Below are 25,408 nucleotides of genomic sequence, written 5' to 3'. Positions count from 1 at the left end.
TGGTAAAGCCTTTGCCGCCCACCCTGGAGCCGTTATGTACATTGTCAGCCTGACCTACCATCGCCCAATCGCCGACGTAGACAGCCACCTTGAAGGCCACATCGCCTGGCTTAAAAAATATTTTCAGGACGGTACCTTCATCGCCTCCGGCCGTAAGAATCCCCGCACCGGCGGCGTGATCCTGGCCAAGGGCATTGACCGTGCGCAGTTAGACGCCATCCTGGCCGAAGATCCCTTCAACGCCGTAGCCCACTACGAGGTCACCGACTTTAGCGCCACCACCACCGCCGCCGGTTTCGAGGCGCTGACCGGACTATAAAACGCTGTAAATTCCGCGCGCTAAGCGCGGAATAAGGTTTAAACGTCATTTTTAAAACTTTATTTCATTTTTCGCCCAATCTTTGTCCCCTCGTTTGCCGTCGCTGCGCTTGCGGCGCATACTTACCAGGCTAACTTTCACGTTTTGCCCCTTCATCTTGCCGCTGGCAAAACGCGTCACCTTTCGGCAGTGGACATTTATGGCTTCGGCAGCAGAACCCGTTAACTGGAAACGCAACCTTTTCGTCGCCTGGCTGGGATGTTTTCTCACCGGCGCCGCCTTCAGCCTGGTGATGCCGTTTCTGCCGCTGTACGTAGAGACGCTGGGCGTTACCGGCCATCAGGCGCTCAACATGTGGTCCGGTCTGCTGTTCAGCATCACCTTCCTGTTTTCCGCTATCGCCGCGCCGTTCTGGGGCGCCCTGGCAGACCGACGCGGCCGCAAACTGATGCTGCTGCGTTCAGCGCTCGGTATGGCGATCGTCATGGCGCTGATGGGCATGGCGCAAACGGTCTGGGAGTTTCTCGCGCTGCGTGCGGTGCTGGGGCTGCTCGGCGGGTTCATTCCCAACGCCAACGCGCTGATCGCCACCCAGGTGCCGCGCAACCGCAGCGGCTGGGCGCTCGGCACCCTGTCTACCGGCGGCGTCGGCGGTGCGCTGATAGGCCCATTGATCGGCGGTTTGTTAGCCGATCTGTACGGCCTGCGCCCGGTGTTTTATATCACCGCCGCAGTGTTATTCGTCTGCTTCGTACTGACGCTGCTGTATGTCAAAGAACAATTTACCCCGGTGCAAAAACGCGACATGTTGCACGCAAAACAGGTGTTCGCCTCGCTGAAGAACCCGAAACTGGTGCTCAGCCTGTTTGTCACCACCATGATCATCCAGATCGCCACCGGCTCGATTGCGCCGATCCTGACGCTGTATGTGCGCGATCTGGCCGGCGCCACCCACAATCTGGCGTTTATCAGCGGGCTTATCGCCTCGGTGCCCGGCGTCGCGGCATTAATGAGCGCCCCGCGGCTGGGCAAGCTGGGCGATCGCATTGGCCCGGAGCGCATTCTGGTCTTTATGCTGATCGTCTCGGTGCTGTTGCTGATCCCGATGGCGTTCGTGCAGACGCCGTGGCAGCTCGGGGTACTGCGTTTTCTACTGGGGGCAGCCGACGGCGCGCTGCTGCCGGCGGTACAGACGTTGTTGATTTACAACTGCACCAATCAGGTGGCCGGCCGTATTTTCAGCTACAACCAGTCGTTCCGCGATGTTGGCAACGTCAGCGGCCCGCTGCTCGGCGCCGCAATCTCCGCCGGCTACGGTTTTCGCGCGGTCTTCGCGGTCACCGCGCTGGTGGTGCTGTTCAACGCCGGTTATTCCTGGTGGTGTCTGCGGCGACGGCCGGGCTATAGGCGGGAAGACACGCTGCAGGAAGAGTCATAGCTGCATTTATCGCCACTTTCCGCCGTTGGTCAGATCAACGGCGCGTTTCCCCTACTTTTAATAATGCTTCCTTCAGGCCTGTGAACTTTCGCCCCGCTCAGAACATTCTTATCTCAACATCTTGTTTATCAACAATTAATTAACTTTCAGCGCATAAAACCCGCTGTCAATCATATTCCTGTCATAACCAACAGAAAAACCAGAAAAGGAGATGCTTGTCGACTTTTCGTCTAAAAAATGGGATACAGGTACTAGACAAAACCAACGACCAGTTATCAAATGGTTAAATAATATCACGCCAGATGTGAAGCATCGGCCAAGTGAAGAAAAGGTCAGCACGCTTTCCACGGTTTATCAGCGTTGCAGCCGCGGTGTTTGTCGGGTAATCCGCATTGGGCGGATCGCCTTCATTAAATACACATACATACCACAGTACGGGCTGCAGCCTTGCAGCGCCTTTTATTGGGAAATCGTTATGCAATCCTCTGTCAATAAGTCAGAAAGCCGGACCTTCTTCGGCCATCCCTATCCACTGGGTTCTTTGTTCTTCACCGAAATGTGGGAGCGCTTCTCGTTCTACGGCATCCGTCCGCTGCTGATCCTGTTTATGGCTGCCACCGTGTACGACGGCGGCCTGGGCCTGGCGCGTGAGAACGCGTCGGCGATCGTCGGCATCTTCGCCGGCAGCATGTACCTGGCGGCGCTGCCGGGCGGCTGGCTGGCAGATAACTGGCTCGGCCAACGCAAGGCCGTCTGGTACGGTTCGATCCTGATCGCGCTCGGCCACCTGTCGATCGCCCTGTCCGCAGTGATGGGCACCAACCTGTTCTTCATCGGTCTGATGTTCATCGTGCTCGGTTCAGGCCTGTTCAAGACCTGTATCTCGGTGATGGTCGGCACGCTGTACAAGAAAGGCGATGCACGTCGCGACGGCGGTTTCTCGCTGTTCTACATGGGCATCAACATCGGTTCGTTCATCGCCCCGCTGATCTCCGGCTGGCTGATCAAGTCACACGGCTGGCATTGGGGCTTCGGCATCGGCGGTATCGGGATGCTGGTGGCGCTGGTGATCTTCCGGGTGTTCGCCGTCCCGGCAATGAAACGCTATGATCGCGAAGTGGGTCTGGACTCCACCTGGAACAGCCCGGTCGCGAAGAAAAAAGGCGTCGGTGCCTGGTTGCTGGCGTTGGCGGCCATCCTGGTGGCGGCCATCGTGCTGATCGCTCAGGGCACGATCGTTATCAACCCGGTCGAGGTGGCCAGCGTGCTAGTGTACGTCATCGCCGCCTCGGTCACCCTGTACTTCATCTATCTGTTCGCCTTTGCCGGCCTGAGCCGCAAAGAGCGCGCACGCCTGCTGGTGTGCTTCATCCTGCTGATCTCCGCCGCGTTCTTCTGGTCAGCGTTTGAACAGAAACCGACCTCGTTTAACCTGTTCGCCAACGATTACACCAATCGCATGATCGGCGACTTCGAGATCCCGGCGGTGTGGTTCCAGTCGATCAACGCCCTGTTCATCATCCTGCTGGCACCGGTCTTCAGCTGGGCCTGGCCTGCGCTGGCGCGCAATAACGTGCGTCCGAGCAGCATCACCAAGTTCGTGATCGGCATCCTGTGCGCCGCCGGTGGTTTTGGCCTGATGATGTTGGCCGCGCAGAATGTGCTGAGCAACGGCGGCGCCGGCGTATCGCCGATGTGGCTGGTAGGCAGTATCCTGATGCTGACGCTGGGTGAGCTGTGCCTGAGCCCGATCGGGCTGGCCACCATGACGCTGCTGGCGCCGGAGAGAATGCGCGGGCAAATGATGGGGCTGTGGTTCTGCGCCAGCGCGTTGGGCAACCTGGCGGCCGGTCTGATCGGCGGTCACGTCAAGGCCGACCAACTGGATATGCTGCCGAATCTGTTCGCTCGCTGCTCCATCGCGCTGCTGATCTGCGCCGCCGTGCTTATTGTGCTGATCGTGCCGATTCGCCGCATGCTGGAAAATACCCAGTCCAAGAGCGCGCAAAAACCGGCGACCAACGTCTGACGGATACCCCGTTTTATCTCGCAAACCGGCGCTCGATGCGCCGGTTTTTTTATGCCTGCCAAGCCTGATGTTGCAATACCACCCGATAGCCATCAGGATCTTCAAAGGTTTGCCCCGCCCGATCCCAATAGGGATTATAGGCGGCGACCGATAAAAACCCTGCCGCCTGCATCCGCTCACACGCAGCCCGCCATTCGTTCTCATCCGGCAGATAAAATACCAGCAGATGATCCTGCGTCGGCGCCTGCCCGACCCGCACCCCACGATGCTGCGTGAACTCCAGATGGTAGGCATGCTGCGGATGCCCAATCATCATGCCGTCAAACCCCTGATGATCGACAAACTCACCCAGCTTTTCGAAACCCAACCCGCGGCAATACAGCGTAGCAATCTCTTGCAACCGATCGGTCGGGCGCGCGATGCGCAACACCGCTTTGGCTATCGACACGAACTCCTCCTCCTCATGATAACGTCATACAGCGCCATACCCGCCAGCATCGCCAGCAGGAACGGCCATACCCGGCTTATCTCCGCCCCGGCCAACACCCAGGCTGGACCGGGGCAAATACCCGCGATACCCCACCCGATGCCGAACAGTGCGCTGCCCACCAGCAAACGACGATCCAGACGCCCGGCGGCCGGGATCTGCAGCGTTTCCCCCAACAGGCTACGCTCGCGTCCCCTCGCCCACAGGAAGGCCGGCGCCGCCACCGCGATCGCACCCGCCATCACCAACGCCAGCGAGGGATCCCACACGCCGGTAACGTCGAGAAACGCCAACACTTTGGCCGGATTGGCCATGCCGGCGACGATCAGCCCCAGACCGAAAATGATGCCGCTCAGCAGCGCCAACAGCGTTTTAAGCATTCTCAACCTCCCGCCAGGTAGCGCATCAACCACACGGTCATAAAGCCCAGCAGCATAAACACCGCCGTGGCGGCCAGCGAACGCGGCGCCAACCGTGCGACGCCGCACACGCCGTGCCCGCTGGTGCAACCGCTGCCCAATCGAGTGCCCAATCCCACCAACAGCCCTGCGGCCGCCAGCCCGCCGTTGCCGATCGCGATCTCACCGGACGGCAAAGTCGCAGCGGCAGCATACAGCCAAGGCGAGAGCAGCAACCCGCCAATAAATGCGGCGCGCCAGCCCCGCTCCCAGCCAGCGGCACTCAAGACACCGCCGGTAATGCCGCTGATGCCAGCGATCCGGCCGTTGAACAGCAGCAGCAGCGCCACCGCGCCGCCGATAATAGCCCCTCCCGCCAGCGCGGAATAAGGCGTGAAGTGTGGCCAGTCAATGGTCATCGCGGTTCTCCGGTTGCGGGCAATAAAGTTGATACAGGGTGTGGAGCAGCGCCAACGCTTTAGCATCGGCCACCGCATAGTAAATCTGCTTGCCGGCGCGCCGGGTGGACACCAACCCTTCCTCCCGCAGTACGCCAAGCTGCTGGGACAGCGTCGGCTGGCGGATATCCAGCGCCTGCGCCAGCTCGCTCACCGCCATCTCGCCCTGACTGAGCCGGCACAGCAGCAGCAGCCGATCTTCGTTGCCCAGAGTGCGCAGCATCGCGCCGGCCTGCGCCGCCGCCTTGCGCATCGCGTCAATATCCATTGCCCCTCCATCAATATATAAGATTATATAATATCATTTTATAAACTATTTTGCCGTACCACGCCACAGACTGGTGTGAAACAGCGCCGCATGGCATCCTGTCATTTCCCCTTTTGCCGTGCGGAGACTGCTTACAATGCTGTTGTTTCACGACGTTCTGCCGCCCGATCAGCCCATCCGGCCGTTAGCCAGGGATTATCGCCACGGCGACAGCGAGCCGGAGCACTACCATAACTGCGCGCAGCTGATCCACAGCCTGAGCGGCGTGGTGCAGGTCACCACCCGGCTCGGCAGTTGGGTGGTGCCACCCGGCCGCGGCGTCTGGGTACCGGCGAAAGTGGTGCACAGCCTGCGCATCACCGGCCAGGTGGCGGCCAGGACGCTGTTTGTCGATCCGCTGGCGCGCGCCGATCTGCCGGCTCAGTGCCAGGTGGTGCAGGTGTCGCCGCTGCTGCGCGAGCTGATTATCAGCGCGATGGAGATTGCGCCCGGCTATCCCAGCGGCGGGCGCGATGAGCGCGTGATGGAACTGATCCTGGATGAGTTGCGAATGCTGCCGAGCCTGCCGCTGCACTTGCCCGAACCGCGTGAGGCCTCACTGCTTGCCCTGTGCCGCCATATTCAGACTACGCTGGTACAGCCCTGGACGCTGGAACAGGCGGCCGCTCAGCTCAGCGTCAGTGGACGCACCCTGTCGCGGCGCTTCCAGCGAGAAACCGGGCTGCATTTTAGTGATTGGGTGCGACGCGCCCGTTTGTTGGCGGCGTTGAACGCGCTGGCGACCGGCCGCTCGGTGTTGGAAGTGGCGCTGGATCTCGGCTATGACAGCCCCAGCGCGTTCAGCGCCATGTTCCGCCGAGTGCTGGGGGTCGCGCCCAGCGACTATTTCAGCCGGGCCGCGCCGACGTTGACACCAGATAGCGCCCGGCAACGTTGAACAGCGCCTGCAGCGAAGCACTGGCGGAGTCGACGTCGATGCCAACGCCGTAGCTCGCCTCACCGTGCGGCAGCGCACAGCGGATATAGGCCACCGCTCGACTGTCGCTCTGATGCCCCAACGTGTGCTCGTGGTAATCCTCGATCGCCAACGGCAAGCCGAAGCGTTGGCGCAGCGCATCCACCGCGCTGGAAAGCAGGCCGTTGCCAGCGCCCTGCAACCGCAGTGTCTCCCCCTGCCAGGCGACTCTCGCGTTGAAACTGTAGGCCTCTACCCCGTGACTTTCCGTCTGGTAGCTCAACAGCTGCAAGCACGGCTGCTCCACCAGCCCGTAAGTGTCGCGGAATAAGCGCCACAGCTGCGCAACGCTCATTTCCTTACCGCTGCCGTCGGTCGCCCGCTGGACCACCTGGCTGAAATCAATCTGCAAACCGCGCGGCAACGCCAGCCCATGGTTCTGCTCCAACAGCCAGGCGGCGCCGCTTTTGCCGGACTGGCTGTTAACCCGGATCACCGCCTCATAGCTGCAGCCGACATCGGCGGGATCGAGCGGCAGGTAAGGCACCTGCCACCAGCCATCTTGTCGCTGGCGTTGCGCGGCGAAACCTTTCTTGATCGCATCCTGATGCGAACCGGAGAAGGCGGTAAACACCAATTCGCCGGCATAAGGATGGCGAGGATGCACCGGCAGCTGATTGCACTGTTCCACCACTTCCACCACCTGTTTCAGGCGGCTGAAGTCCAGGCCCGGCGCCACGCCCTGGGTATAAAGATTCAACGCCAGCGTAACCAGATCGACGTTGCCGGTACGCTCTCCGTTGCCGAACAGGCAGCCTTCGACCCGATCGGCGCCGGCCAACAGCGCCAGCTCCGCGCAGGCCACGCCGGTACCGCGATCGTTATGCGGATGCACGCTGATCGCCACATCGGTGCGACGGCTGAAATGGCGGCAGAACCATTCAATCTGATCGGCATACACGTTGGGTGTACTCACTTCCACCGTCGCCGGCAGGTTGATAATCATCGGCCGCTGCGGCCCCGGTTGCCACACCTCCGCCACCGCTTCGCAGATCTCCAGCGCGAACTCTAATTCCGTAAAACAAAAGGTTTCCGGCGAATACTCGAAGCACCAGGCGGTATCGGGCTGAGCCTCACAATGCCGGCGAATGCGCCGCGCGCCGTTCACCGCCAGCGCCACGGTAGCGGCCTTATCCTGGCGGAACACGATGTCGCGAAACATCGGCGCCGTGGCGTTGTACAGATGCACAATAGCCCGTGGCGCACCCTGCAGCGCCTCGAAGGTACGATCGATCAGATCGTCGCGCGACTGCGTCAGCACCTGAATCGTGACGTCGTGCGGGATCAGTTGCTTGTCGATCAGGGCACGCACAAAATCGAAATCCGTTTGCGACGCCGAAGGGAAAGCCACCTCAATCTCTTTGAAACCGCACTGCAACAACAATTGATAGAATTCGCGCTTGCGCGCGTTATCCATCGGCTCCGCCAGCGCCTGGTTGCCGTCGCGCAGATCGCTGGAGCACCAGCGCGGCGCCTGCCGCAGGGTACGCGCAGGCCACTGGCGATCCGGTAACGTCACCGGCGGGAACGGTCGGTATTTGCTTGAAGGGTCGATTAACATGGGCTTCTCCTGATGCCTGAGTGAACGATACCGTCATTATTTCCCGTCTCCGCGCCTGCTTCTCCCGCTTTGCGGACAACCGTCGTCGCAGAGCGGACAACAAAAAAATTTGCATCCTGCGCCAGTGAGACAACAATTAGTTTTGACGTTTTTCCCCACCGCGCCGGCAGCACGCCGGACGCTTTATTCTCATTGTCAACGGAGGCGAACATGAGCCTGTATGCAACCCTGGAAGAAGCCATCGAGGCCGCACGCGAAGAGTTTCTCGACACCGCCGAAGGCGGCAGCGGTGACGAACCGCCGGTGCCGCAGCAGTTCAATCTGCAAAAGTACGTGATGCAGGATGGCGACACGATGTGGCAGGCGGAGTTCTTCGAAGAAGAGGGTGAAGCGGTGGAATGCCTGACGCTGCGCAGCGGTGCGGCGGCACAGGCGATCTTCGACGGGGACTACGACGAGGTGGAAATTACCGCCGAGTGGATAGACGAAAATACCCTGTATGAATGGGAAGAAGGCGACTTCCAGCTCGAACCGCCGCTGGATACCGAAGAAGGCCAGGCCGCGGCCGATGAATGGGATGAACGTTAACCCGTACCACGTTTTTATCGCCAAGGAGGCAGCATGATTATCCGCCGGGCCCGCTCTACCGACTACCCCGCCATTTTGCAGCTGCAGGGGGAAAACGTGCCGGAAGCGCTCGACGAGCGCCAAAAACGGCAGGGATTTATCGTATCGCGCATGAATGAGGCGCAGCTGACGGCGATCAACCGCGGCATCGGCATACTAGTGGCCGAACAGGAGAACCAACTGGCAGGGTTCGTTTGCCTGATGCCTGCCGACGTGCAACCGCGGCCGCCGGTGGTGGATGCGATGCTGGCGACGCTCGCCACGCAGTCCTTCGCCGGGCGGGCGCTGAGTGAGCAGCGGGTGTTTCTCTACGGCCCGGTTTGCCTCGACGCCGCCTGGCGCGGCAAAGGCGTGCTGAAACGCCTCTACGCCGCCGTCAAAGCGCACACCAGTCATGACTACGACGTGGGCGCACTGTTTATCGACGACGACAATCCGCATTCGTTGGCCGCTCACGTGCAAGGGTTGGGCATGACGGCGCTGGCACCTTTCCACTGTGGGCAGAAAGGCTATCAGCTGGTGGTGTTCGCCACCCGCTGAGCAGGTTTATTCATAGGGGCCGTGCTGCGCATCGAACGGCAGCATAAAGGTGTCCACCACCATCGACAACGGCACATCTATCACCGTGACGTAACGCCAGGGCGTATCGCGCAAATCCCACTGCACGCCGGGATAGTACTGGTGGCCATGCCCCGCGCCGGGCATGGTGCGGCTGATGATGCTGCCGCAGCCGGTTAAGACCATCACGCCGGCCGCCACGCAGGCCAGCCGAAGGTAGGAAGAGAGCTTCACGACATTGACTCTGAGCAAAGGGTTGTTTCGCGAGTGAACAACGCATCGGCCGCAGTCTATCACAGTTCCCTTTCTCCACCGGCACCGGCGCGCGTAAGCAAAAGGTAAAAAAAACGGGGAACGCGCCATGCGCATTCCCCGTTTGAGCGTTGCCGTTCAGCGATTAACGCCGGCCCGTTGGGTGCGCCAGCGGGTTGTGCGGCAACTGCTGATAGTGCTCACGCCAGGCGGCGCCTTCCGGCAACAGCCAAACGCGCTGGTGCAAACGAGCCAGCGTAACCGGATCGCTCAGCAGCTCCAGACGTTTGCCCTTCACCAGTTTCTCCGGCCCCAGCTGCAGCGCTTCGTTCACCCGCTCCTCGCGGTTGCGATCGAGCGTCGCACGCAGATGGTGACGCGCCGTCGCCAACGCCGTCGCCAGCGCGTTGAAGGATGGGTTGACCACCGCATGCATAAAGCCGTTGGTCAGCGCGCGGTTGCGGTTGAGATGCAGATATTCTTCCGTCGCCAGCAACTCGCGCGGCGGGTTGTACTCTTCCGGGATCAGGAACAGCTTGGCGCGTTTGCTCTTCATGCCCAGCGTTGCGCGGCTCGACAGCACCGACACGAACGGTGACAGGATCAGCGAGAACACGATCGGCGCCAACCACCACAGGAAGCGCAGATCCAGCCACGCCATGCCGCCGGCCCACACCAGGCCCAGCAACATCTGCGAGCCATGGCGGCGGAACGCTTCACCCCAAGGCGTATCGTCATCGTCACGCTGCGGAGAATTCCACACCACTTCCCAACCGAGGAAGGCGCTCACTACGAACACGGTATGGAACAGCATGCGCACCGGCGCCAGCAGCACCGAGAACAGCATTTCCATCAGCATCGAAATGAACAGGCGGAACGCCCCACCGTACTCTTTCGCGCCCTTGGCCCAGATCAGCACAATACTGAGCAACTTCGGCAGGAACAGCAGCACCAGCGTGGTGGAGAACAGTGCAATCGCCAGCTCGGGCCGCCACTGTGGCCAGACCGGGAACAGCTGCCGCGGCTGCAGGAAGTATTGCGGTTCCATCAGCGTATGCACCACCTGCAATGCGGTGGAGAGCGCCAGGAACATGAACCACAGCGGCGCCGACAGGTAAGACATCACGCCGGTCAGGAACACCGCACGGTGCACCGGGTGCATCCCCTTCACCAGGAACAGGCGGAAGTTCATCAGGTTGCCGTGGCACCAGCGGCGGTCGCGTTTCAGCTCGTCCAGCAGGTTTGGTGGCAGCTCTTCGTAACTGCCCGGCAGATCGTAAGCGATCCACACGCCCCAGCCGGCGCGGCGCATCAGCGCCGCTTCAACGAAGTCGTGCGACAAGATTGAACCGGCGAAGGAGCCCTCGCCCGGCAACGGCGCCAGCGCACAGTGCTCGATAAACGGCTTCACGCGGATGATGGCATTATGGCCCCAGTAATGCGACTCACCCAGCTGCCAGAAATGCAGGCCGGCGGTGAACAACGGCCCGTAAACGCGTGTGGCGAACTGCTGCACACGCGCATACAGGGTATCCATACCGGACGCCTTCGGCGCCGACTGGATAATGCCGGCGTTCGGGTTGGCTTCCATCAAACGCACCAGCCCGGTGAGGCATTCGCCGCTCATTACGCTGTCGGCATCCAGGATCACCATGTAACTGTACTCACCGCCCCAACGACGGCAGAAGTCGTCGATGTTGCCGCTCTTGCGTTTTACGCGGCGGCGGCGGCGGCGATAGAAGATGCGGCCGTGGCCGTCGACATCGCGGCACAGCTCCATCCACGCCTTTTGCTCCGCCACGCAGATGTCCGGATCGTAGCTGTCGCTCAGCACGTAGATATCGAAGTGTTCCAGCTGACCGGTCGCGGCGACGGACTCATAGGTCGCACGCAGGCCGGCGAACACGCGTTCGACGTCTTCGTTGCAGATCGGCATGATCAGCGCGGTGCGGTGCGCCGGGTTGATCGGCTCATCGCCCTTGATGGTAGAGGAAATACTGTATTTGTCCTTGCCGATCAGCAACTGCAGGAAGCCCATCAGCGCGGTCCAGAAACCGGCCGAGACCCAGCAGAACAGCACGGCGAACAGGATCAGAATGCCGGTTTGCAGCACATACGGCAGCAGCTGCAGCACCGACTGCATCAGATCCTGATCCAACATGGCGATAGGATCGATCAGCGCCCAGCCCTGATAAGGCAAGATGGTTTTCATGTACCAGGTGGCGATGCCGGTCTGCACCAGCATCAGCACCAGCAGCACATAGCGGCGCATGGAGCCGACGACACGCCAGCGGTTTTCGGCCGCGGCTTCCTCTTTGGTGGCGTGCCGATTGTGCGGTGAACGCCCCAGCAGAGAATCCCAGAAGCGCGCCACCGGGTTGGTGCGCCAGGCTTCCGGGAACATGGTGGTGCGTTTGATCGGCGGCGTCGCCTTCAGAATGGCACGCCCTTCGGCGTCGGTATCGAAGTCGTCATCGCTGACCGCATCCGGCCAGGCGTTTTCGATACGCGGTTTGACCGAGGCCAGCGCCACGTCATCCGCCGACAGGCTATTGACGTTGGCGTCGGCGGCGCCCATCTGCCGATGGAGCGCCTCCAGAGCCTGAGCGTCATCCGCCGTTTGAGGGTTGAGCGCCTCTGACCGCTCAGCGGTCAGAGGCAACGCCGCAAGATAATCCTGGGCGGGTTGAGTAGGCTTATTCATTGGCAGGTAGCTGATAGCTCCAGGTTTCCGACAGAGTCTTATCGCCATTGACCAGCGCCGCACGCATTTCTACCGGCTTCTTGTCGTCTTTCACTTTCAGACGCACCGTCAGGCGCCAGCCTTTGGTCACTGGGTTATAGCGGACGTTGTTTTCTACCATTTCACCATTGTCGCCGATGCTGATCTGAGAGGCGACCGGGGTATTGGCATCCAGTCCTTTCAGCACCGGGCCAACGAAGTCGACCAGGAAAGCCACGCTGCCGTCTGGCTCGCGAATCAGGTTGGACTGCTTCACGTCACCGGTCGAACGCATGGTCCGCGCCACATAGGCGATGTCTTGCGAATGCAGCTTGTCTTCATCGCGGGTGAAGTTCAGGCGGTAGCTCAGCGTCAGCGGCTTTTTGGCTTCCGGCAAGGTATCCGGCGTCCAGAACGCGACGATGTTGTCGTTGGTTTCATCCGCCGTCGGGATCTCCACCAGCTCGACCTTGCCTTTGCCCCAGTCGCCCTTCGGTTCGATCCAGGCGCTCGGACGCAGATCGTAACGATCGTCCAGATCTTCATATTCTTTGAAGTTGCGACCGCGCTGCAGCAGACCGAAGCCTTTCGGATTCTCAACGGTATAGGTGCTGACGGACAGGTGTTTAGGATTGTTCAGCGGACGCCAGATCCACTCGCCGTTGCCGGCATGGATAGACAGACCGTTGGAATCGTGCAACGCCGGGCGGTAGTTCAGCGTCGGTGACGGCTGGTTCGGCCCGAACAGGTACATGCTGGTCAGCGGCGCCAGCCCCAGTTTGCCCACCTTGTCGCGCAGGAACACTTTAGACTCGACGTCCACGGTGGTGTCGCGGCCCGGGATCACCGTGAAGCGGTAAGCGCCGGTGGCACGCGGGGAATCCAGCAGCGCGTAGATCACCAGGTGCTTGTCGCCCTGCTTCGGACGTTCAACCCAGAATTCGCGAAAACGCGGGAACTCTTCGCCGGACGGCAAAGCGGTGTCGATAGCCAGGCCGCGAGCGGAAAGCCCGTAAACCTGCCCTTTACCCACCACGCGGAAATAGCTCGCGCCCAGCAGGCTCATGATCTCATCGTTTTTGTCGGCGCTGTTGATCGGATAAAGCACCTTGAAGCCGGCAAAACCGAGATTTTTCACCGATTCAGGGTCGTGTTTGACCGAACCGAAGTTGAAGTAATCTGGGCTGTACTTGATCTGTTTTACGCTGGTGGAGGTGACTTCGTTGATTTTCACCGGCGTATCGAAGTACATCCCCTGATGATAAAACTCAAGCTTGAAAGGGGTTTTCAGCTTGCTCCAATAGGCTTTATCGTGATTGAACTGAATCTGCTGATAGTCTGCGAACTTCATCTCGCGGAACTGAGAAGGAAGGTTGCTCTTCGGGGCTTCGAAACCTTTCGCCGCCAGATCCTGCGCCTGCTTGGCGACATCATCAATAGAAAAGGCCCATGCCGGCGAACTGAACAGCGTGAACAATACGGTAGCACCTAACCAACGAACGCTCGCGGCGCGTGGTTGTCCGGATAATATATTAACTAGCACATCCCCCCCTATTCGTGTGCTCAAATCATTTAAATCCATATTAATGGATTACTCAGCTTTCCGACAACATGATAAATGGATGGTTCATGTTTACGGCTCATTGTTTAAGCAGCTGATGGAACACCAGCGTAGCAAGCCGCGCAACAAGACGCTATGGAAAAATGCGGGGGGCTATAGTAGGGTTCCGGATAACAATTTAACGTTTGACGACTTATTAAGCGTGTTAATGAACTCTCGATTAAATCACCAGCGGTAATCTATGACTAAAGGCAGCAAACAGCGCGAGTTTTTCCTCGATTCGATCCGAGCCTATTTGATGTTGCTCGGCATTCCGTTTCACCTCTCCCTGATTTATTCCAGCCACGCCTGGGCGGTGAACAGCGCGTCGCCCTCCTTCTCGCTCACGGTGCTGAACGACTTCATCCACGCTTTCCGCATGCAGGTGTTCTTCGTGATCTCCGGCTACTTCTCCTACATGCTCTACGAGCGCTACGAGCGCCATCAGTGGTTGAAGGTCAGGCTGGAGCGGGTGGCGATCCCGCTGTTGAGCTCCATCCCGCTAATTACGGTGCCGCAATTTTTCATGCTGAAATATTTCACCGATAAATTAAACGGCTGGGACGAGTTTTCTCTCTATCAGAAAATAAATGTAACAGTTTGGGAATTGGTGTCTCATCTGTGGTTCTTATTGACCCTGTCATTGTTGACCTTCGCCTGCTTTTATCTGTTCCGCAAAATCAAGCGTCAAACCCGCGATCCTATTCCACCGTTAATAAACAGAATGCGTGGATTAGGAAATGTCTCACTGTGTTTCTTTATTTATGCGGTATGCTATTCGGCCGCGCACCGTATTATTTTAATTTTCGCGCCGCAGCTATTATCCAATGGCCTGTTCAATTTCGTGGTGATGGAGACGATGTTCTACCTGCCGTTCTTCATCCTTGGCGCCTATGCGTTTAAGTATGTGTGGCTTAAAGAGATTTTTCTGCGTCGTTCGCCGCTGGCGCTGCTCGGCTCGCTGCTGCTGTTTATCGCATATATGCTGAACCAGAAACTGTTGGCGCACAGCAGCTATATGTTCGAGCTGGAAGTGGTGATCAAAACCCTAATGGGGATCCTGATGACCAATGTGGTGTTCTCTTTCGGGCATAACCTGCTGAATTATCACTCGCCGCGCATCACCTATCTGGTCAACGCCTCGCTGTTTATATATCTGGTGCACCACCCGTTGACCCTGATATATGGCGCTTTCGTGACGCCGTATATCGGCAATAACCTGTTGGGATTTTTGCTGGGCCTGCTGTTTGTGTTCTCGCTGGCCTTCGCGTTATATGAGCTGCACAAGCGCATTCCGGTGCTGCGTTTCCTGTTCTCCGGCAAGCCGCAATAACCTTGTTCCCTGTAATCCTGACCGTTCGCAGGGGTTTTCTGTCATATTAACGCCGCGCAGAAAGCCTATACTGGTTGTTTGCATACAGAGCACACATTGCTCAGCCTGGCGTCGCCCGTTAGGGCACAGTGATACGGCAGCATAGATTACCTAGTCGTTATAACTGCAATGCATAAGTAAAAATCCATATCCCTGCCTTACGGTAGTGATTGGGCTCGACACCCCCGAAGGGCTGCGCGATCGTTTAATTCATTCGATGGCGTTAGCTGCATCTCCCTTCCGTCACGACAGAGAGGATTTTGAATGACCGATAAGAACACCCCGGCTCAGGAAGCCGTAGCGGAAAACGCTACCCTGCTGAAGATCCTCGGCAGGCTGCTGTCCGCGCTGGACGCCTCAATCAGCGGCAAAGAACGCAGCGTTTTGGTCGCTGAGCTCTCCAACTTTAATCTCGACGGCATTTCTGAAGCAGAAAGCAAGCTGGCCACCGAGCTGATCAAACGGGCGCTGGAATCGCTCGACCACTAACCCTACCGCGCCTGCAAACCATTAAGCCTGCCTGCGCGGGCTTAATGGTTTTTCCTCCGAGCCGCTCGATCATTGTTGCCACAGCAAAAATACAGCAGCCTGATAATGTTGGATAAAAGGCAGAATTTCCCCTCTTCTCCTCACTTTCTTAGTTTAATCGTACCAAAGGGCAATAATTGATCGATTGTTTTCACAATCAGCCTTGGCGTTTTACCCACTAAACACGTTATCATCGGCACACGCGCAGTGCCCCCTATCCCCAGCCTCAGGAGAGCGAAATTTTGGATGCCAGCACCATTAACAGCTTGTTCGTCATCGGTGCCGTGCTGGTGGGGGCAAGCATTCTGCTCAGCTCATTTTCTTCCCGACTCGGCATTCCGATCCTGGTGATCTTCCTGGCGATCGGCATGCTGGCCGGCGTCGACGGCCCCGGCGGCATCGTCTTCAGCAATTACCCGGTCGCTTATCTGGTCAGTAACCTCGCGTTGGCGGTGATCCTGCTCGACGGCGGCATGCGCACCCGGGTCAGTTCGTTCCGCGTGGCACTGTGGCCAGCACTGTCTCTCGCCACCGTCGGCGTGGTGATCACCGCCGGCCTAACCGGCATGGCCGCCGCCTGGCTGTTCAACCTCGATCTGCTGCAGGGCTTGCTGATCGGTGCCATCATCGGTTCCACCGACGCCGCCGCAGTCTTCTCGTTGCTGGGCGGCAAAGGGTTGAACGAACGCGTCAGCGCTACGCTGGAGATCGAATCCGGCAGCAACGATCCGATGGCGGTATTTCTCACCATCACGCTGATTGCGATGATCGCCGCCGGGGAAACCGCGCTAAGCTGGACCTTCCCGCTGCATCTGATGCAGCAGTTCGGCATGGGCATCGTCTTCGGTCTCGGCGGCGGCTGGCTGCTGCTGACGCTGATCAACCACATCAAGCTGGCGGACGGTCTCTACCCGCTGCTGGCGGTGAGCGGCGGCATTCTTATTTTCGCGCTGACTACCGCGCTGGACGGCAGCGGCATTCTGGCGGTGTACCTGTGCGGTCTGCTGCTGGGCAACCGTCCAATCCGCAACCGTCACGGCATCGTGCAAACCTTCGATGGCCTGGCCTGGCTCAGCCAGATCGGCATGTTCCTGGTACTCGGCCTGCTGCTCAACCCGCATGAGCTGCTGCCGATCGCCATCCCTGCCCTGCTGCTGTCGCTGTGGATGATCCTGTTCGCGCGCCCGCTGTCGGTGTTTATCGGTTTGCTGCCGTTCCGCAGCTTTACCCTGCGCGAACGCGGCTTTATTTCCTGGGTTGGCCTGCGCGGCGCGGTGCCGGTGATCCTGGCGGTGTTCCCGATGATGGCCGGGCTGCCCAACGCCCAACTGTTCTTTAACGTGGCGTTCTTCGTGGTGCTGGTTTCCCTGCTACTGCAAGGCACCACGCTGTCATTCGCCGCCAAAAAGGCCAAGGTGATCGTGCCGCCGGCGCTGACGCCGATCTCCCGCGTTGGGCTGGACGTACACCCGGAAAACCAGTGGGAACAATTCGTTTATCAGCTTTCGGCGGAAAACTGGTGCGTCGGTGCTGCGCTGCGTGAACTGAAAATGCCGCCTAATACCCGCATCGCCGCCCTGTTCCGCGGCAAAGAGCTGTTGCACCCTAGCGGCAGTACCCGGCTGCGCGAGAACGATATTTTGTGCGTCATCGGCCATGAGCACGACCTGCCGATCCTCGGCAAGCTCTTTAGCCAGGCACCGGCAGTGACGCTCGACGAGCGCTTCTTCGGCGACTTTATCCTGCAATCCGACGCCCGTTTGAGCGACATCTCACAGGTTTATGGCCTCAACCTGCAAGACGACGTGGACGAGCAGCAGACGCTGGGGCAGTTCGTCATTCAGCTGATCGGCGGCGAACCGGTGATCGGCGACCAGGTGGAGTGGGACGGCCTGACCTGGACCATTGCAGAAATGGACGGCAATCAAGTCAGCAAGATAGGCGTCAGGATCGTGACCGACTGACGCTGCCGCACAGCGGCGCTATCAGATGAGGGAACTTCTGGCCTTAAGAACGTTCTTAATCACTATCACGATGTATGCGATTCGGCGCCGCTGAATTATATCCCTTTGATATAAAAACTTAACAGCGGCGCCCACAGGGATTAAGGGTGTGAACGGCAAGACTCGATTTCTTTCGGTGATGATGCTCATGGCGCTGGGTGTAGCGGCAGCCGATCTCAGCATCGCCGGTTTGGTCCATAGACTTTTAATTGGATAATTTTAACGTGACGCAGCAGGAACAAGAAAAAGACATTCTGGGGAAAATACTGGTGACGGTGTCCGCGCTTTGCCTGATTCTGGTGGCGGCGTTCCTGATCTGGGGATTCGTGCTGGATTGATGCCACGCGACGCTCAGACATAAAAAAAACCGCCGCGGCGGTTTTTTTTATGGGTCAGGCGATCAGATCTTGCAACCTTCGCAGTCCGCTTCGTCTTCGAGGATTTCAGGGACCTCTTTTACCTTCTGCGCCGCTTTTTCTTCGGCTTTCGCCAGTTCGGCATCGATATCAAAATCGAAAATATCATCACTCATCGCTTGGTCCTTATTCTGCTTCATGTTCAAACGCTGAGTATAATCGACATGCCGCCGGCCGGAAACCTTTCAGTTTGCCGCCGCCAGCTGCGGTGGCTCATCCTGCGGCTTTTTTCCGTATGCCATATCGTACACGTCGTAGAAGTCGATTTCGCCCTTGTTGCCGATGATGACTCGCATCTTCTGTTTCAGCGCGGCGCCGATGGAGGGCTCATCCAGCAATTGCTGCACCGCATAAGGCGACAGCGCGCGGGTGAAGTACCATTCGCCATTGTAGCAAACCCGCAGATCCAGCACCCCGATGTCCTCGAAACGGTACACCGGCCGGATCTCGATCAGCAGCATGGCGAACATGAACAGCACGAAGGCGGTGAAGCCCAGGAAGGCATACACTCCCATGTACGGCACCTGATACATCACGGCGATCACCGCGAAGTAACCGGCGAACATGGCAAGGCACAAATAGCGGTGAGTACGGGCGAATTCGCTGTTGAAGCGCGGCTTGCCGTCACGCCCTTCGCGCCGATTGATCTGCTCAATCTCTTTAACCAAGATGCTTTTAATCGCGTCCATCGTTACAACCTTAAGCTGGAAACAGCATTGCCATCAAATCTCGCTGCTAAAAGTAACACAAGTACAGTTTTGCCGGGTAGATCAGTTAGCCAACTTAATGACGGCAACTGTTATAGTTCGGCTTCAGCGCGGCTGAGCGGCCTTGCCTTGCGCAAACATGAACATGCGCTGGGCCACATCGTCGGCCTGCTTGATTTTCTGCTTTTGCGGTTCGTTGCTGCGCTGAATGGCGCGGGCGTAGGCGATTTCATGGGCCTGATCGATCATCGCGATGATCCGATCACGTTCGGTCTTCTCCATATTGCCTAACATGGTGGTGATAATCGCCTGATAAGCGTTGGACGCGGCGGTCAGCGCTTTCTCTCTCGCCTCGAGGGCGGCGACGCGTTGCAAGAGTTCCTGCAGTTGATCGGAGTGAGACATATCGACCTCCTGTTGCCGGGCAGCAAGCCTGCCTGATTACAGTTTAGCAAAGGATCGAAAGAGAAAGAGGAAGGAAAGCCAGCGGTTACGGTAAAGCACACCCGAAAATCCCAACGAGGAGCCGATAGTGCAAATCAACCCGGGTGCGCTTTACGGTAAGCGCGATGAGACGAAGGAAGAAAGCTGGCGCGCTATGCAGGACTCGAACCCGCGTCTATCAATTTTCAAGCCAAAACAAGCCATTATAAAACCAATCACTCTGCCAACTGAGTTAATAGCGCGTTCCTTCGCTTCGGGGCGCCATTATCCATAACAACATTATGGATTCAAGCTTTTTTAGCATAATGCCCTGACTTTACGGATAAATCTTAGGTTATCACCAGCATGATGGCCTTACGGCAGCTCAATAATCGGGTAATCGCCAGCGATGAGCGGCTTGCACAAAATCTTGTAGCCATCGCTGTCGAAATGGCTGGCCGCGCTCTGTAGCCGCTCCGCCTGCGCCAGATCGCCGACCGAGCCCAGATAAAACCAATTGTGGATCACATGGTACTGACGCAGCGTCTCGCCCTGCTCCTCCAGCGCCACGCGCCCGGCGAACGGCCAACAGGCGATGCGTAACTGCTCAAGCGCCGCGCCGAGCCGCAGCGCATGCTCCTGCGCCGACTCCACGCCACAGCAGGCGCCCGCGCACTTGCGCAGGCTGTAGCGGAAACAGGCTCGCCCTGCCGGCAGCTTGTCGATCCCCAGCTTGCCGTAACATAAACGATGCTCGTCGGCGATGGCGCGCAGCTTTTCCAGCGCGGCGTGGCGATTGGCAAACAGCCCGTAGAGGTGGGGCGTGACGGCGAAGTCGATCTCTTTGGCGTGAGCAATCGTCACCGCATCTGCCTGCAAGCGCAGCGCGCACAGCTGTTTCGAACGCCGCAGACGTTTGTTGAACAGCGGCTGTTGCTGTTTGATCAATTGCGCCTCCAGCAGCAATGCCCCCAACTCGCCTGCGGTCTCGATAAAGCTGATGCGCCGGGTTTGGCGCAGCATTTTAGCCTCGTCCTGCGCGCGGAAGTGCGCCATCACCCGGCTGCGTATATTGACGCTTTTACCGATGTAAAGCGGCAGGCTCTCGCTTTGACCGTGAAACACATACACGCCCGGCCCTTTGGGCAACGGCGCCAAGCAGGCGCGCAGGTGCTCCGGGTATTGGTAAATGTCGAGTTCTGGCTCGAGGCGGTTTGGCATCATGGCGGTGGTGTTATCCTGCTGATGAATGAATACTGGTTTTTTACCCAGTATAACGCCCAACGCAGCCGGTTGCACACGTGGTGGATAATAACTCGCCGTGATCTTTAGCGGGAAAGCCTTTACTATCCCCTTTCCAGCGGGAAAGCGCCTCACGTTTAGCGCCAGTTCAAGCTGGCGCTGCCATGATGGCAGACTGGAACCGCCGCTTTTATCGTTATGGAAAACCTGGGTATGTCATCACTGAAACTCCCCTCCCGCCGTCTGGCGTTGATCGCCGCCATCGTTTTCATCGCCGTCGCCGTCGCGCTGGCCATTTTTTGGCAACGCCCGCCTCAGCAGGATTACGTTACCGCGCCGGCCCGCCTGGGCGATATCGAAAACGCTGTGCTGGCCACCGGGCGGCTGGATGCCATCGAACGCGTCAACGTCGGCGCCCGCGTCTCCGGCGAAGTCAAATCGCTGAAGGTCAAGCTGGGCGATCGCGTCACCAAAGGGCAACCGATCGCCGACATCGACGATCTGCAACAGCGCAACGATCTGCGCAACGCCGAGGCAGCGCTGAACGTAGTCAAAGCCAATATGTTAGCCAAACAGGCCTTGCTGAAACAGGCGGAGTCGCGTTTTAAACGCCAGCGCCGCATGCTGAACGACGAAGCCAGTTCGCGGGAAGACTTCGAGACCGCCGAAGCCTCGCTCGCCACCACTCGCGCCGATCTGCAGGCGCTCAATGCGCAGTTGGTGCAATCGCAGATCGAAGTCGAAAAGAAAAAAATCGATCTGGGCTATACCCGCGTGGTTGCGCCGATGGACGGCATTGTTATCGCCGTGGTCACGCAGCAGGGACAAACGGTCAACTCCAGCCAAAGTGCACCGACCATCGTCAAGCTGGCGCGGCTGGATATGATGACCATCAAGGCGCAGATCTCCGAAGCCGACATCACCCGCATTTCGCCGGGACAAAAGGCGTACTTCACTATTTTCTCCGATCCGGATAAGCGGTACGACGCCACGCTACGCACCATCGAGCTGGCACCGGAATCGGTGATGAAAGACGACTCGCTCGCCGGGACCAGCTCTGCTTCCGGCTCCGGCACCTCGAACGCCTCGGTCTATTACAACGCGCTGCTGGACGTGCCCAACCCGGAAAACCGCCTGCGCATCGCCATGACCGCGCAGGTGTCCTTGCTGCTCGGCGACGCGAAGAACACCCTACTGGTGCCGATCCAGGCGGTGCATAAAATCGATGGCCAAGAGCAGCAGGTGCAGGTGCTGACCCAAGACCAGCGGCTGGAAACGCGCAAAGTGACCACCGGCATCACCAACAACGTCGACATTCAGATCCTCAGCGGCCTGAAAGCCGGTGAAACCGTGGTGCTGTCGCAGCCCGCCGCCAAATCGGCTGAGGATGGCATCTTCCTGTGAACGCGATCATCGAACTAAAAGGCATCAGCCGAACCTACACCAACGGCGGCCAGGCGCTGACGGTATTGAAAGACATCGATCTGACCATCGCCGCCGGCGAGCTGGTGGCGATCATCGGCGCCTCCGGTTCCGGCAAATCGACGCTGATGAACATCATGGGCTGCCTCGACGTGCCGGATCGCGGCGATTACTACATCAGCGGCCAGAACGCCGCCCACCTGTCGCCGGACGAACTGGCCCGCCTGCGCCGCGAGCATATCGGCTTTATTTTCCAGCGTTACCACCTGATGCCCGATCTCAGCGCGCTGGGCAATGTCGAAATCCCGGCTATCTACGCCAACGCCCGGCGCGATCAGCGGCGGCAGCGGGCGGCGCAATTGCTGGCGCGGTTGGGGCTTGAGGGACGCGAAGACCACAAACCCGGCCAGCTTTCCGGCGGCCAGCAGCAGCGCGTCAGCATCGCCCGTTCGCTGATCAACGGCGGTGAGATCATCCTGGCGGACGAACCGACCGGCGCGCTGGACACCCAATCCGGCCAGGAAGTGCTGGCGATCCTGAGCGAACTGAATCAGCGCGGCCACACCGTGGTGATCGTCACCCACGATATGAAAGTGGCGCAACATGCGCAGCGCGTCATCGAACTGCAAGACGGCAAGATCATCGCTGACAGTGGCCGCAAGTCGGCGCCCGGCACATCGCTGCCGCCGCCGAACCGCAGCCGGCAAAGCGGCTGGCAACGCCTGATCGACCGCACTCGCGAATCGCTGCACATGGCGTTGAAGGCGATGAACGCTCATCGTCTGCGCACCGCGCTGACCATGACCGGCATCATCTTCGGCATCGCCGCCGTGGTCACGGTAGTGGCGCTGGGCGAAGGCGCCAAACAGCGCACGCTGGAAAACCTCAAAGATCTCGGCACGAATGTGGTAAGCATCTATCCGGGCCGCGATTTCTTCGACGACGCCATCGACAGCATCCGCACCCTGGTGCCGGCCGATGCCGACGCGCTGGCACAGCAAAGCTTCGTCGACAGCGTCAGCCCGGAAGTAGACGCCTCCGACAGCATCCGTTTTCGCAGCAAATCCGCCACTGCCTCGATCACCGGCGTCGGGCGCGACTATTTCCGCGTTAACGGCGTCGAGCTGTTACAAGGCGTGACTTTCCGCGACGATCGTAATGCGCTGCAGGAAGTGATCATCGACGACAATGCGCGCCAGGCGCTATTCGGCGATTTCGGCGTCGAGCCGCTCGGCCAGATCGTGTTTCTCGGCTCGGTGCCGGCCCGGGTGATCGGTGTGGCTAAAAGCAATCGCAATTACGCGCCCAATCGCATCACTGTATGGATGCCCTACAGCACTGTCATGTATCGCATGGTAGGCAAACCGACGCTCAGCGGCATCACCGTTCGCCTAAAGGACAATGTCGCCAGCGAATCGGCCGTCACCGCTATCACACAGCTGTTGACCCAGCGCCACAGCGTAAAAGATTTCCGTTTGTACAACTTCGATAAAATCCGAAAGTCCATCGAACGCACGTCAATGACTTTTAGCCTGCTGATCCTGATGGTGGCATCAATCGCGCTGGTGATCGGCAGCCTGGGGGTGATGAACATCATGTTGGTCTCGGTGACCGAACGCACCCACGAAATCGGCGTGCGCATGGCGGTCGGCGCGCGACGCAGCGACATCATGCAACAGTTCATGATAGAGGCGGTGCTGGTCTGTCTGATCGGCGGCGCATTGGGCATCGCGCTGTCGTTCGCCGCCGGGTCACTGTTCACCTCGCTGGCGGGCGGCATGTTCACCGCCATCTATTCCTGGCAAGCTGCCGCGACGGCGTTTTTCTGTTCAACTTTAATCGGCATGATCTTCGGTTATCTCCCCGCCCGTAAAGCGGCAAGGATGGATCCGGTCGTTTCATTGGCCAGCGAGTAACCCATGAAAATTTTATCTCCCCTGGCGCTAAGCCTCGTCGCCTTGCTCACCGCCGGCTGCGGCAACGCCCTGAAAAGCGACTACCGGGCGCCGCAGGTCAACTATCCGACGAGCTGGCAGCACGACGCCCACAACGCCGCGCCCACGCCGTTCGACTGGCGCGATTTCCACGATCCTGAGCTCGATCGCTGGCTGCAACAGGTGATGGCGAGCAATAACGATCTGGCCGCCGCTGTACTGCGCGTTTACCGCGCGCAGCTCGAGGCGGAACGCGTCGGCATCAGCACCGCGCCCGGCATCAGCGCCTCATTAGGCAGCGGTATCAATCGCCCGCTGTCCGAGTCCTCCGCGTGGAATAAAACCAGCAACGCGTCGCTCACCACCAGCTATGAAGTCGATCTGTGGGGCAAGCTGGCGCGCCAGCGCGACGCCGCCGAGTGGAGCAGCCAGGCTTCCGTGCAGGATCTGCAGGCGGCGCGCCTGAAACTGTTGGCCGACGCCGCCACCAACTACTGGCGCATCGGTTTTCTCAATCAACAAATCAGCGTCAGCCAGGCGAGCATCGCCTATGCCAAAACGACGCTGCGGCTTGCCAACGCCCGTTATCAGGCCGGCAGCATCTCGGCGCTGGACGTAGTGAACGCGGAACAAAACTTGCTGGCGCAGGAACGCAGCCTGCTGGCGTTACAACACGATCGTCAACAGGCGCTGAACGAGCAGGCGGTGCTGCTGGGCGCGCCATCAGGCCAGGCCACCATCGCGCCCGTGCGCCTGCCGACGACGGCGATGCCGCAGATCAACACCGGCATTCCCGCTAGCGTCCTGAGCCGTCGCCCGGATCTCAGCGCTCAAGAGCTGCGGTTGCGCGCCGCCCTGGCCAACGTCGATGAAAAACGTCTGCAATACTATCCTGCGTTCAGCCTGACCGGTTCACTGGGCGCCAGCAGCGGCGCGCTGCTGGAATTCCTGCGCAACCCGACGGGCAGCCTCGGCGCCGGCCTGACGCTGCCGTTCCTGCAGTGGCGGCAAATGGGCGTGGAGATCAAGATCGCCCGCAACGATTATGAACAGCAAGTTCTGGCCTTCAAGCAGGCGCTGTACAAAGCGATGGGCGATGTGAACAACGCGCTGTCACTGCGCACGCAGCTGCTGGCGCAGGAGACGCAGCTGCGCGCCTCATTAGCGTTGGCGCGTAAATCGGAACGGCTGAACGAGGTGCGTTACCGACAGGGCGCCGTCACCATTACCGACTGGCTGAATGCTCAGGAACAACGCCGTCAGGCGGAACTGTCGGTGGATGAAAACCGCTTCGCGCAGTACCAGAATCTGGCGAAAATCTATCTCGAATTCGGCGGTTCATCGGTACCTTAATCCAAACTGCCTGGCCAGTGGGTCAGGCGTTTTTTTGACGGCAAACACATCAATTTTTCCTGTTTTATCTCCCGTACTCTCTATACTTAAAACATGACCAATTAGACGAAAAATCGTCAAATCGCACATTTATTAGACCATTCTCGCACCAAATCGGTGCAAACACTTAAGTTAAACTGCTGGATTTGATCGCCGCAAGATATAACGTTAAGCTATAGATGCAAAATAATTAGTCACCTAAATGACATAACCTCGGCATAAACGACGGTATTTTGT

At 59.0% G+C, this 25,408-nt stretch carries 25 protein-coding genes and 1 tRNA gene; 13 read left to right on the top strand and 13 right to left on the bottom strand.

Annotation, left to right across the window (positions count from 1 at the left end; translation table 11 throughout):
• Positions 1-34: 34 nt before the first annotated feature.
• The 3 genes from GUC32_RS09205 (at position 35) to GUC32_RS09195 (ending at position 3,786) form a co-directional block, all read left to right on the top strand.
• Positions 35-319: a YciI family protein gene (locus GUC32_RS09205; RefSeq protein WP_025302396.1), complete on the top strand. Its 285-nt coding sequence runs from the start codon at positions 35-37 to the stop codon at positions 317-319.
• Between the two features lie 199 nt (positions 320-518).
• On the top strand, positions 519-1,757 hold the full coding sequence (mdtG, locus tag GUC32_RS09200; RefSeq protein ID WP_025302395.1) for a multidrug efflux MFS transporter MdtG: 1,239 nt from the start codon (positions 519-521) through the stop codon (positions 1,755-1,757).
• A gap of 475 nt (positions 1,758-2,232) precedes the next feature.
• Positions 2,233-3,786, top strand: a complete 1,554-nt coding sequence (locus GUC32_RS09195; protein ID WP_043141745.1) for a peptide MFS transporter — start codon at positions 2,233-2,235, stop codon at positions 3,784-3,786.
• 49 nt (positions 3,787-3,835) lie between these two features.
• Here GUC32_RS09195 and GUC32_RS09190 read toward each other — a convergent pair whose 3' ends face one another.
• Genes GUC32_RS09190 through GUC32_RS09175 form a run of 4 tightly spaced genes read right to left on the bottom strand, consistent with a single transcriptional unit; the run spans position 3,836 to position 5,397 of the window.
• Positions 3,836-4,234 (bottom strand): VOC family protein, encoded by a 399-nt coding sequence (locus tag GUC32_RS09190; protein WP_025302393.1) that lies wholly within the window; start codon positions 4,232-4,234, stop codon positions 3,836-3,838.
• Entirely contained in the window at positions 4,225-4,653 is a 429-nt protein-coding gene (locus GUC32_RS09185; RefSeq protein ID WP_369435690.1) for a DUF6691 family protein, read from the bottom strand. Before GUC32_RS09185 ends, GUC32_RS09190 begins: the two co-directional genes overlap by 10 nt.
• Positions 4,654-4,655: 2 nt before the next feature.
• The gene (locus tag GUC32_RS09180) at positions 4,656-5,090 is read right to left on the bottom strand and encodes a YeeE/YedE family protein (protein WP_049208439.1); all 435 of its coding nucleotides are present in this window, start codon (positions 5,088-5,090) and stop codon (positions 4,656-4,658) included.
• Entirely contained in the window at positions 5,080-5,397 is a 318-nt protein-coding gene (locus GUC32_RS09175) for a helix-turn-helix transcriptional regulator (RefSeq protein WP_033638023.1), read from the bottom strand. Before GUC32_RS09175 ends, GUC32_RS09180 begins: the two co-directional genes overlap by 11 nt.
• A 136-nt stretch (positions 5,398-5,533) precedes the next feature.
• Between GUC32_RS09175 and GUC32_RS09170 the strand changes: the two genes are divergently transcribed.
• Complete coding sequence (locus GUC32_RS09170; RefSeq protein ID WP_167325007.1) at positions 5,534-6,334, top strand: helix-turn-helix transcriptional regulator; 801 nt, start codon at positions 5,534-5,536, stop codon at positions 6,332-6,334.
• Here the strand turns inward: GUC32_RS09170 and leuA are convergent.
• On the bottom strand, positions 6,285-7,973 hold the full coding sequence (leuA, locus tag GUC32_RS09165; protein ID WP_197826294.1) for a 2-isopropylmalate synthase: 1,689 nt from the start codon (positions 7,971-7,973) through the stop codon (positions 6,285-6,287). The genes GUC32_RS09170 and leuA overlap by 50 nt on opposite strands.
• A 210-nt stretch (positions 7,974-8,183) precedes the next feature.
• Here leuA and GUC32_RS09160 point away from each other — a divergent pair, with 210 nt between their 5' ends.
• Together GUC32_RS09160 and GUC32_RS09155 are read left to right on the top strand one after the other, a co-directional pair.
• The gene (locus tag GUC32_RS09160) at positions 8,184-8,561 is read left to right on the top strand and encodes a MysB family protein (RefSeq protein WP_043141761.1); all 378 of its coding nucleotides are present in this window, start codon (positions 8,184-8,186) and stop codon (positions 8,559-8,561) included.
• Positions 8,562-8,594: 33 nt separating this feature from the next.
• A complete protein-coding gene (locus tag GUC32_RS09155; protein WP_025302387.1) occupies positions 8,595-9,140 on the top strand; it encodes a GNAT family N-acetyltransferase in 546 nt (181 codons plus the stop codon).
• 6 nt (positions 9,141-9,146) lie between these two features.
• On the opposite strand, the gene GUC32_RS09150 is transcribed toward GUC32_RS09155, so the two are convergent.
• The 3 genes from GUC32_RS09150 to mdoG form a co-directional block, all read right to left on the bottom strand.
• Positions 9,147-9,392 carry a YceK/YidQ family lipoprotein gene (locus tag GUC32_RS09150; RefSeq protein ID WP_025302386.1) on the bottom strand — a complete coding sequence of 82 codons (246 nt, stop codon included), beginning with the start codon at positions 9,390-9,392 and terminating at the stop codon, positions 9,147-9,149.
• A gap of 163 nt (positions 9,393-9,555) precedes the next feature.
• The gene (mdoH, locus tag GUC32_RS09145; RefSeq protein ID WP_025302385.1) at positions 9,556-12,114 is read right to left on the bottom strand and encodes a glucans biosynthesis glucosyltransferase MdoH; all 2,559 of its coding nucleotides are present in this window, start codon (positions 12,112-12,114) and stop codon (positions 9,556-9,558) included.
• Positions 12,107-13,675, bottom strand: a complete 1,569-nt coding sequence (gene mdoG, locus GUC32_RS09140) for a glucans biosynthesis protein MdoG (protein WP_025302384.1) — start codon at positions 13,673-13,675, stop codon at positions 12,107-12,109. The genes mdoH and mdoG overlap by 8 nt, the downstream gene beginning before the upstream one ends.
• Positions 13,676-13,934: 259 nt before the next feature.
• On the opposite strand from mdoG, the gene mdoC reads away from it, so the two are divergent.
• The 4 genes from mdoC to GUC32_RS09120 all read left to right on the top strand — a co-directional run bounded on the left by mdoC (position 13,935) and on the right by GUC32_RS09120 (position 17,973).
• Complete coding sequence (gene mdoC, locus GUC32_RS09135; protein ID WP_043141764.1) at positions 13,935-15,065, top strand: glucans biosynthesis protein MdoC; 1,131 nt, start codon at positions 13,935-13,937, stop codon at positions 15,063-15,065.
• 303 nt (positions 15,066-15,368) lie between these two features.
• Positions 15,369-15,593 carry a hypothetical protein gene (locus GUC32_RS09130; RefSeq protein WP_033633376.1) on the top strand — a complete coding sequence of 75 codons (225 nt, stop codon included), beginning with the start codon at positions 15,369-15,371 and terminating at the stop codon, positions 15,591-15,593.
• A gap of 281 nt (positions 15,594-15,874) precedes the next feature.
• A complete protein-coding gene (locus tag GUC32_RS09125; RefSeq protein ID WP_015377414.1) occupies positions 15,875-17,596 on the top strand; it encodes a potassium/proton antiporter in 1,722 nt (573 codons plus the stop codon).
• 248 nt (positions 17,597-17,844) lie between these two features.
• On the top strand, positions 17,845-17,973 hold the full coding sequence (locus GUC32_RS09120) for a hypothetical protein (RefSeq protein WP_016928228.1): 129 nt from the start codon (positions 17,845-17,847) through the stop codon (positions 17,971-17,973).
• A 62-nt stretch (positions 17,974-18,035) separates the two neighbouring features.
• On the opposite strand, the gene GUC32_RS09115 is transcribed toward GUC32_RS09120, so the two are convergent.
• The 5 genes from GUC32_RS09115 to cho form a co-directional block, all read right to left on the bottom strand.
• Complete coding sequence (locus GUC32_RS09115) at positions 18,036-18,167, bottom strand: hypothetical protein (RefSeq protein WP_256376330.1); 132 nt, start codon at positions 18,165-18,167, stop codon at positions 18,036-18,038.
• Between the two features lie 69 nt (positions 18,168-18,236).
• A complete protein-coding gene (locus GUC32_RS09110; RefSeq protein ID WP_043141770.1) occupies positions 18,237-18,740 on the bottom strand; it encodes a YlaC family protein in 504 nt (167 codons plus the stop codon).
• 123 nt (positions 18,741-18,863) lie between these two features.
• The gene (locus GUC32_RS09105; protein ID WP_025302380.1) at positions 18,864-19,163 is read right to left on the bottom strand and encodes a sigma-S stabilization anti-adapter protein IraP; all 300 of its coding nucleotides are present in this window, start codon (positions 19,161-19,163) and stop codon (positions 18,864-18,866) included.
• A gap of 184 nt (positions 19,164-19,347) precedes the next feature.
• Positions 19,348-19,444 (bottom strand) — tRNA-OTHER (locus GUC32_RS09100).
• Positions 19,445-19,556: 112 nt separating this feature from the next.
• Complete coding sequence (gene cho, locus GUC32_RS09095; RefSeq protein WP_049208464.1) at positions 19,557-20,405, bottom strand: excinuclease Cho; 849 nt, start codon at positions 20,403-20,405, stop codon at positions 19,557-19,559.
• A 216-nt stretch (positions 20,406-20,621) separates the two neighbouring features.
• Between cho and GUC32_RS09090 the strand changes: the two genes are divergently transcribed.
• Genes GUC32_RS09090 through GUC32_RS09080 form a run of 3 tightly spaced genes read left to right on the top strand, consistent with a single transcriptional unit; the run spans position 20,622 to position 25,132 of the window.
• On the top strand, positions 20,622-21,827 hold the full coding sequence (locus GUC32_RS09090) for an efflux RND transporter periplasmic adaptor subunit (RefSeq protein WP_080271250.1): 1,206 nt from the start codon (positions 20,622-20,624) through the stop codon (positions 21,825-21,827).
• Positions 21,824-23,761: a MacB family efflux pump subunit gene (locus GUC32_RS09085; protein WP_369435689.1), complete on the top strand. Its 1,938-nt coding sequence runs from the start codon at positions 21,824-21,826 to the stop codon at positions 23,759-23,761. Before GUC32_RS09090 ends, GUC32_RS09085 begins: the two co-directional genes overlap by 4 nt.
• A gap of 3 nt (positions 23,762-23,764) precedes the next feature.
• Positions 23,765-25,132 (top strand): TolC family protein, encoded by a 1,368-nt coding sequence (locus GUC32_RS09080; RefSeq protein ID WP_038629170.1) that lies wholly within the window; start codon positions 23,765-23,767, stop codon positions 25,130-25,132.
• Positions 25,133-25,408: the final 276 nt, after the last annotated feature.

Origin of the sequence: Serratia sp. NGAS9 (assembly GCF_009905295.1) — a bacterium.
Lineage (GTDB): Bacteria > Pseudomonadota > Gammaproteobacteria > Enterobacterales > Enterobacteriaceae > Serratia > Serratia bockelmannii.
Note: the sequence above shows the minus strand (reverse complement) of the source record. Positions and strands in the feature narration are given on the sequence as shown.

Coding starts and splice junctions, on each gene's coding strand:
- GUC32_RS09160 (WP_043141761.1), top strand. CDS start 8,184: ATGAGCCTGTATGCAACCCTGGAAGAAGCCATCGAGGCCGCACGCGAA.
- GUC32_RS09155 (WP_025302387.1), top strand. CDS start 8,595: ATGATTATCCGCCGGGCCCGCTCTACCGACTACCCCGCCATTTTGCAG.
- cho (WP_049208464.1), bottom strand. CDS start 20,405: ATGATGCCAAACCGCCTCGAGCCAGAACTCGACATTTACCAATACCCG.
- GUC32_RS09080 (WP_038629170.1), top strand. CDS start 23,765: ATGAAAATTTTATCTCCCCTGGCGCTAAGCCTCGTCGCCTTGCTCACC.
- GUC32_RS09175 (WP_033638023.1), bottom strand. CDS start 5,397: ATGGATATTGACGCGATGCGCAAGGCGGCGGCGCAGGCCGGCGCGATG.
- mdtG (WP_025302395.1), top strand. CDS start 519: ATGGCTTCGGCAGCAGAACCCGTTAACTGGAAACGCAACCTTTTCGTC.
- GUC32_RS09110 (WP_043141770.1), bottom strand. CDS start 18,740: ATGGACGCGATTAAAAGCATCTTGGTTAAAGAGATTGAGCAGATCAAT.
- GUC32_RS09105 (WP_025302380.1), bottom strand. CDS start 19,163: ATGTCTCACTCCGATCAACTGCAGGAACTCTTGCAACGCGTCGCCGCC.
- GUC32_RS09205 (WP_025302396.1), top strand. CDS start 35: ATGTACATTGTCAGCCTGACCTACCATCGCCCAATCGCCGACGTAGAC.
- GUC32_RS09090 (WP_080271250.1), top strand. CDS start 20,622: ATGGAAAACCTGGGTATGTCATCACTGAAACTCCCCTCCCGCCGTCTG.
- GUC32_RS09195 (WP_043141745.1), top strand. CDS start 2,233: ATGCAATCCTCTGTCAATAAGTCAGAAAGCCGGACCTTCTTCGGCCAT.
- mdoH (WP_025302385.1), bottom strand. CDS start 12,114: ATGAATAAGCCTACTCAACCCGCCCAGGATTATCTTGCGGCGTTGCCT.
- GUC32_RS09130 (WP_033633376.1), top strand. CDS start 15,369: ATGACCGATAAGAACACCCCGGCTCAGGAAGCCGTAGCGGAAAACGCT.
- mdoC (WP_043141764.1), top strand. CDS start 13,935: ATGACTAAAGGCAGCAAACAGCGCGAGTTTTTCCTCGATTCGATCCGA.
- leuA (WP_197826294.1), bottom strand. CDS start 7,973: ATGTTAATCGACCCTTCAAGCAAATACCGACCGTTCCCGCCGGTGACG.
- GUC32_RS09115 (WP_256376330.1), bottom strand. CDS start 18,167: ATGAGTGATGATATTTTCGATTTTGATATCGATGCCGAACTGGCGAAA.
- GUC32_RS09170 (WP_167325007.1), top strand. CDS start 5,534: ATGCTGTTGTTTCACGACGTTCTGCCGCCCGATCAGCCCATCCGGCCG.
- GUC32_RS09185 (WP_369435690.1), bottom strand. CDS start 4,653: ATGCTTAAAACGCTGTTGGCGCTGCTGAGCGGCATCATTTTCGGTCTG.
- GUC32_RS09180 (WP_049208439.1), bottom strand. CDS start 5,090: ATGACCATTGACTGGCCACACTTCACGCCTTATTCCGCGCTGGCGGGA.